We start from the raw sequence: 6,778 nt of genomic DNA on the forward strand, positions 1-6,778 counted from the left end.
ATCGACGCCGTGGTGCGTCTCCTCGCCGATCTCGCCGCCCGGCGGGATGCGCATGACCACCACCTGCGCGTTCCGGCCGGTCGCCAGCACCTCGCGGAACCAGCGGTTCTGTTGGGTGAGGGCGACGATGTCCTCGTTGAACGCCACGACTGCGCCCTCCTTCCATCCTGCGGTCACGGCGATGGTGGCGGGGCACGCCTCCTCCAGCAAGAGCCATCCGTCGCTCGCCACGCGCAGGCACACCCGGGCGGTGGTTGAGCTTAGCCGTGCAAGCGGTGCCTGATCTCCCCCTCGTACTCGGGGAAGTACTGCCCGATGGCAGAGAGGTCGAACTCCCGCAGGATCGACTCGTTCGACTCGCGCTCCCGCAGGAAGTCGACGCTGGCCCGCACGAGGGCCTCCGGATCAGACGCGCCGGGTGCCAGCCGGGCGAGATCGGCGCGGGTCACGTGGACGCGGTGGCGTGTCTCGTGGTCGTTGCGCACCGTCACCTCACAGACCCACCCGGTGCTCGATGGCTTGCAGGTGAGGTCGATCTCGGTCATGGGCGGATCGCTGCGTTGATCGCGCGGACCGTGGCGACGGGGTCGGCGACCTCGATGATGAGTGCGGCGTAGTGCTCGTGGTCGAGGTCGATCTTCACCGCCTGCTCGGGGTGGTGGACGTCGAGGAACCACCACTGCCCATCGAAGAAGGTGCCTGCCGCGATGACCCCGGGGAGCGACGCGCCGCCAAGGCGCAGCCCATGCCGCTCACGTAGGGCGTCGGGATCCTGCGAGGCGCCACGCACATGAGTGAGCGGTACCTCCAACGTGCTGCGCAGGGCAAGGACCTTGTCGAAGCCCTCGACCACCACCCGCAGGTGGCCGTTCGCGATCTCGACCTCGACCATGGCGATCCTCTGCTCTCGTAGGGTCGGTTTCAGCCTCTAGCTCCGTACTGTCCCCGTCACGTTAACGGTCTCACCCGACCCGGCGCCTTGGCGACGGTCCCGGTACGTAGTCCCCACGCCGATCGGCCCGTCCGAGCCCTTCGAGACGTAATCCGTGCCTGAGATCGACATCGTCGAGTCCGTCCAATCGCTCAGGACGGCGAGCACCTCACCGGTCGGCCCCCTGCTGGCGGCCTACTTGACGCTGCCGGCCGTCAGGCCGCCCGCCAGCCACCGCTCGATGCCGGCGAACAGGATGACCACGGGCACCACCGCGATGAGCGACGCCGCGAAGAGGAACTGCCACTCCACCTGGTACTGACCGATGAAGCCCGTGATGCCCACCGTGATCGGCTTCGTCTCGGTGCTCTGCAGGAGCGTCAAGGCGATGACGAACTCGTTCCAGGCGGCGATGAACGTGAAGATGACGGCGGTCACGATTCCCGGAAGCGCCAGCGGGATGGTCACGAAGCGAAGCGACTGGAACGTCGAGCACCCGTCCAGGCGCGCCGCCTCCTCGATCTCCTCGGGGATCGTCTGGAAGTAGGCGTTGAGGATCCAGATCGAGAAGGCGAGGTTGAAGCCGGCGTCCACGAAGACGAGCGCGAGCAGGTTGTCGACGAGCCCGACGATCACCACCTCGCGGTAGATGCCGATCACGAGCGCGGTGGGAGCGAGCATCTGCGTCACGAGCACGAGCACCAGGAACAGCCCGCGACCCCGGAACCGGTTGCGCGCCATGTAGTACGCCGCCGGCAGGGAGACGGCGAGGACGATGAGGGTGGCGAAACCCGCGATCAGGAGGCTGTTCTGCAGGAACGTCGCGATCGGCGCAACGTCCCACACCGCCGCGAAGTTGTTCCAGTCGAAGCGCGTCGGCAGATAGAGCGCCGGGATGGCCCAGATCTCGCTCTTCGGCTTCAGCGCCGTGACGAACATCTCGATGTACGGCGCCAGGAAGAGGAGCGCGACCAGGTAGGCCGTGCCGGCGACAATGACCTTGCGAAGGGAACCGTGCATGGTCAGTAGGTCAGCGCGGTCCCGCGGACCGTTCTCAGGTAGATCGCGATGACGATGAGGATCGCCGCGAAGTTCACCACCGCCAGCGCCGCCGACTGCCCGACGTCCGCGGTGCGGAACGCGAGCTTGTACATGTACGTGGTGGTCGTGTCCGTCTCGTAGCCCGGACCGCCGTTCGTGATGATCCATATGATCGGGAACGAGTTGAAGACGTTGATGAGGTTGATGAGCGAGGCCACGAGAAGCGCCGGGCGGAGCAGTGGGAGCGTGATCGAACGGTACGAACGCCAGGCGCTGGCCCCGTCCACCCGTGCCGATTCGAGGATCTCGTCGGGGATCCCCTGCAGCCCGGCGATGATGACGACGGTGGTGAACGGAAGCGAGACGAATACCGCCACCGCGATGACGCATGCGAATGCGAGCGTCGGGTTCCCCAGCCAGTCGATCGGCGCCCCCGGGAAGTGCAGGTCGATGAGCAGACGGTCCAGCACCCCGTAGAAGTTGTCGAACATGAATCGCCAGATCATCGCCGTGACGACCACCGAAGCGGCCCACGGGACGATGAGCGCGATGCGGACGAGGCGACGCCCCGGGAACTGCTGGTTCAGCAGCTGACCGAGGAACAGCGAGATCACCATCGTGATGGCGACGACGGCGAACACCCAGATCGCGGTCCGCGCCAGGACGCCGGGCAGCGCCGGGTTGGCCAGGAGGCGCGCGTAGTTGTCGAGACCGGTGAAGCCCTTCTCGGTGCCGGAGAACGAGATCCGCAGGAGCGACGTCCGCACCATCTCGACCGCGGGCCAGATGACCACGACGCCAATGAGGACCACGGCGGGGCCGACCCAGAGGAGGGGGGCCAGCGTCGAGCGGCCCCGCCGCGCGTGGCCCGGGCGCCTCACCGCCCGATCAGGGGCTCCAGTCTCCACGGCCTGGGTGGCGCGGGCTTCCGTCATTCGGTCACCTTCCGCAATCGTGCAGGGACACGCCCCGGCTGGAGCAGGCCCCTGCACGATACCTGTGCTGGAACGGTGCGGCTAGTGGCCTGCCAACGCGGTCGCCTGGATCGCGTCCAGGACCTGCTTGGGATCAGATCCCTGGACTGCCGTCCCGACGGTCTGCTGGAGCGCACCCTGGACGGCCGGCCATGCGGCCTGGTCGCTCGGATAGAAGATCGCGTTCGGCAGCGCGTCGATGAATGGCTTCATCCACGGATTGGTCTGCAGCACCGTGCTGGCCGCGCTGGTGGTCGCGGGGAGGAAGCCTCCGGCGGCGGTGAGGAAGTCGGCGTAGTTCTGTGGCTGGTAGAGGAAGCTGAGGAACGCCTGGACCGCCCGCTGGTTGCCCGGCTTCTTGAAGGCGAAGAAGTAGTCCTGGACACCGAGCGTGATGGGCTTCTTGCCATCGGCGGCCACGAACGGCGCGACGCCGTAGTTGACCGTGCTCTTGTTGTCCTTCAGCCAGGCGACCGTCGCGATCGACGCGTTGACCATGGCAGCCTTGCCCTGGCCGAACAGCGCCCATGCGCCCGACGTGCGGTCAGTGCCCGCGGGGTTCGGCTGCGTGTAGCCGGCGGCGACGAGCGACTTGACGTACTTCATCGCGTCGATGTTCGCCTGGGAGTTGATCGTCCAGGTGTTGTTCGCGAACAGGGTGCCGCCGTTGCCGCCGGTCCAGATCGTGAACTCGGCCTGCGCCTCCTCGTGGCCGAGCGGCACCGCGAAGCAGTACGTGTCCGCGGGAACGGCCGCCTTGATCTTCGCGCAGTCAGCGGTGAGCTCGGTCCAGGTGGTGGGCGGGTTCGCGATCCCGGCCTTGGTGAAGATGTCCTTGTTGTAGAACATCTGCCGGTCGCTGGCGAGGTCCGGAACGGCGTACTGGACGCCGTTGTACTTCGAGTTGTTGGCGAACGTCGGGACGATGTCCGCGAGCGTCTTGGCATCGACGATCTGGTCCGCCGGGTAGATCAGACCGTCAGCTGCGTAGCTCGCGAACGTGTTGAGGTTGACGATGTCCGGGTACTGCTTCGTCTGGACCATCGTCGTGATCTTCTGGGTGATGTCGTTCCACGAGATGGTCGTGATGTCGACCTTCACGGTCGGGTAGGCCGCCTCGAACTTCTTGGCGAGCGCAGCCCAGAAATCCGCCGTGGCGGTGGTGGCGCTGTACTCCGGTGCAAGCATCGAGATGGTGATCGGCGCGATGCCGGAGGACGACGCCGCGGGAGCTGGCGTGCTGCCGGAGCTGCACGCCGACGCGACGACCGCAAGCAGCGCGACGATGACAAGGGAGCGCTTCAAGCCGTGGTACCTCCTCATTGGTGAACACTCATCCGCCCCCCAAGGTTGTGGCTGCTCGTCACCTCCTCTGATGTTGCGACTGGCTGTGAAGTTCCCCGGCTTCGGCCGGATGCTACTGTGGATGGGTCTGCGCGGACAATGCCGTTAGTTGCGTGATTGACGCGGAATCGCGGTCTGAGATGGGCATGCGCATCCCCGGCAGCCCGCCCCGCGGGAAGAGCAGGCGCTGCGCGTTCTCGTGGTAGACGGCCCGCAGCACGTCGTCGGGGAGGCGCAGGCCGTGGATGAGCCACCGCCCTTGCGTGCCCGGCCCTTCGCCCGGCTCGTACGGGAACGACTCGTCCGCCGTCTCCAGGAAGCGCTCGTACGTCGCCCACCAGGCCGGGTCCGGGGGCGCGTCCGTCCCGAACAGCACGCGGTCGCGCCAGCGCACGATGAACGACCGCGCGCTGTAGGGCTGACGTCCCAGCTCCGCGATCCGCGCCGCGAGGTCCACGTGCCAGTTCGGGCAGCGCTCCAGCATGGCTCCGACACGCGCCAAGTCTTCGGCCGCGCAACCGACGTGGGCCCCGACGAAGATCGTCCGCGGGTGGCGCACCACGACCGCCTCGAGCTGGTCGATGAGCTCGTCGAAAGACGGGAAGCCGGGCGCATCCGGCTGGCCCGGCGGCCGGGTCGGCCAGGCGTGCCACTCGGGGTGCTCGTGCAGCTCCTCCCACCGCTCGTTCGTCTTGTCCAGCGGGTCGAAGAACGCGATCGGGTCGGCGACGTGGATCGTCACGGGCATCCCCAGCTCCCCGGCCGTCGCCCACAGCGGGTCCAGGCGCGGGTCGTCCACCCCGACGAGCCGCCCCGCGGCGTCGCGCGTGGACATGCCCAGCGGCTTCCAGACCTTGAGCCCGCGGGCCCCCGCCCGGGCCGCGGCCGCGAGCCGGCGGGCCTCCTCATCGCCGAAGTCTCGCCGCTCGGACCACCCCGCGTAGTCGAGACCCGCGTACACGGCGACCCGCTCGCCCAGAGGCGCCCAGCGGCCGATCTCCCGAGCCAGCGGATCGCCCCAGCCCCCGTCAAGGTCGACGATCGCCGCGACGCCCGCATCGTCCATCACGTCGACGAGCTCGGCCGCCGAGCGCATCGCCCACGGTCCCGAAAAGGGTGTGGGCCCCAAGTGGTTGTGCGCGTCGATGACCGGGAAACGCGGACGGGCCGGAGGACCCGCGTGGCGGACCCGGAGCCTCGACACCGGCCGGTAGTCGGTCAGCAGGAGCGCCGGGGGGTCGTCCGGCCCCGGCACCCTCCCAGGCGACTCGAGCGGCCTCCCGCCCGGCTCCATCGGCTTCACCCCCGCGCCATCCGATCCGCTCCCTACACCCCGACGATGTGCCGCATGCCCTGGCTGTGGTACCGCTCGACCCAGGCAGGTCGGTCCGGGTCGGCGCCCCTCGCGCGGGCCAGGGCGAAGGCGAGGAGGGCAACCGGGGCGACGGCCGTCAGCGGGGACAGATCCTCGGCCGCCGACGGGTCGAGCGGGAGGTGCAGTGCGTCGGGAATGGCCGAGCCGCGTCCCGCGTCCGGGCCCGGGGTTGCCAAGCCGGGCTCCGCGTCCGCTCCCGGGCCGACCTCGACCACCGTGGCCCCCCAGGCGAGCGCGCGGCGGGCCAGGTCGAGCGTCGCCTCACGCCCCTCACCGGCCGGCGCCAGCGCGATGACAGCCGAGCCGGGACCCACGATTGTCGCGGCCCCGGATGCCATCTCCCACGACTCAGCGGCCTCGGCGTGGACGAGGGCCATCTCCTTGAGCTTGAGGGCCGCCTCGGCTGCGGCAGCGGCAGCGGTCCCGCCACCCACCACGAACAGGTGCTCGCAGCCCGAGAGCCTTTCTACCACGAGCGAGACGCGCGGCTCGGCAGTGGCGAGGGCCGACTCCACGTGGTCCGCGGCCTGCGCGAGGGCGTCCCGTGTCTCCCGGGAGGTGCGCTCGCCGAGCAGTTCGGCCATGACCAGCAGGGTCGCGGTCAGGGTGGACGCGTACGTCTTGGTCATGACCGGGACCCTGCTCGGACCGCCGGCCGACAGCACGGCGTAGTCCGCGAGCCGCTCCAGGCTGCTGCCGGGGACATGAACGATACCCAGGGTCGGCAGGCGGCCGCGGAGCTCCTCGACGAGGGCGATCACGTCGCGGAACTCCCCCGACGCCGAGATCCCGATCATGGCGTCGCCCGGGCCGAGGGCCGGAAGGTAATGCCGGAACTCGCCCGCGGGCAGCGCGATGACCGTGGGCTGGTCGGCGGCCGCTCGGTGCCTGTACCAGGTGGCGGCCGCGAGCGCGGAATGGTAGGAGGTGCCGTTGCCGATGACGTAGATCCGGCGCGTCCCCGCGGCCCTCAGGGCGTTCGCGGCGGCACGCGCGGACGGCAGGCTGGCGGCGAGGGTGGCGCGGATGGCCTCCGCCTCGCCCCGGATCTCGGTCGGGATGATCCCCTCGATCACGATGGACCGGTCCTCCTCTCGTGTGGTCTCCCGCTGG

At 69.1% G+C, this 6,778-nt stretch carries 8 protein-coding genes; all 8 read right to left on the reverse strand.

Features of this window, described 5'->3' with window-relative positions:
* On the reverse strand, positions 1-231 hold a 231-nt coding region (locus tag VNF71_02285; GenBank protein ID HVA73379.1), incomplete at its 3' end, for a hypothetical protein.
* A gap of 29 nt (positions 232-260) precedes the next feature.
* On the reverse strand, positions 261-545 hold the full coding sequence (locus tag VNF71_02290) for a hypothetical protein (protein HVA73380.1): 285 nt from the start codon (positions 543-545) through the stop codon (positions 261-263).
* Positions 542-892 (reverse strand): hypothetical protein, encoded by a 351-nt coding sequence (locus tag VNF71_02295; protein ID HVA73381.1) that lies wholly within the window; start codon positions 890-892, stop codon positions 542-544. The genes VNF71_02290 and VNF71_02295 overlap by 4 nt, the downstream gene beginning before the upstream one ends.
* A gap of 234 nt (positions 893-1,126) precedes the next feature.
* Entirely contained in the window at positions 1,127-1,951 is an 825-nt protein-coding gene (locus VNF71_02300) for a carbohydrate ABC transporter permease (GenBank protein ID HVA73382.1), read from the reverse strand.
* A gap of 2 nt (positions 1,952-1,953) precedes the next feature.
* Entirely contained in the window at positions 1,954-2,907 is a 954-nt protein-coding gene (locus tag VNF71_02305; GenBank protein ID HVA73383.1) for a sugar ABC transporter permease, read from the reverse strand.
* A gap of 81 nt (positions 2,908-2,988) precedes the next feature.
* Positions 2,989-4,269, reverse strand: coding sequence for an extracellular solute-binding protein (locus VNF71_02310; protein ID HVA73384.1), 1,281 nt, complete (start codon positions 4,267-4,269; stop codon positions 2,989-2,991).
* A 94-nt stretch (positions 4,270-4,363) separates the two neighbouring features.
* Complete coding sequence (locus tag VNF71_02315; protein ID HVA73385.1) at positions 4,364-5,545, reverse strand: amidohydrolase family protein; 1,182 nt, start codon at positions 5,543-5,545, stop codon at positions 4,364-4,366.
* A gap of 71 nt (positions 5,546-5,616) precedes the next feature.
* Positions 5,617-6,778, reverse strand: a 1,162-nt coding sequence (locus VNF71_02320) for an SIS domain-containing protein (GenBank protein HVA73386.1), incomplete at its 5' end; no start/stop codon positions are given.

It is taken from the genome of Acidimicrobiales bacterium, from assembly GCA_035533095.1.
Lineage (GTDB): Bacteria > Actinomycetota > Acidimicrobiia > Acidimicrobiales > Palsa-688 > DATLUM01.

Bases quoted from the DNA above. Each gene is read 5' to 3' on its own strand.
- VNF71_02295 (HVA73381.1), bottom strand. From the start codon at position 892: ATGGTCGAGGTCGAGATCGCGAACGGCCACCTGCGGGTGGTGGTCGAG.
- VNF71_02310 (HVA73384.1), bottom strand. From the start codon at position 4,269: ATGAGGAGGTACCACGGCTTGAAGCGCTCCCTTGTCATCGTCGCGCTG.
- VNF71_02305 (HVA73383.1), bottom strand. From the start codon at position 2,907: ATGACGGAAGCCCGCGCCACCCAGGCCGTGGAGACTGGAGCCCCTGAT.
- VNF71_02290 (HVA73380.1), bottom strand. From the start codon at position 545: ATGACCGAGATCGACCTCACCTGCAAGCCATCGAGCACCGGGTGGGTC.
- VNF71_02300 (HVA73382.1), bottom strand. From the start codon at position 1,951: ATGCACGGTTCCCTTCGCAAGGTCATTGTCGCCGGCACGGCCTACCTG.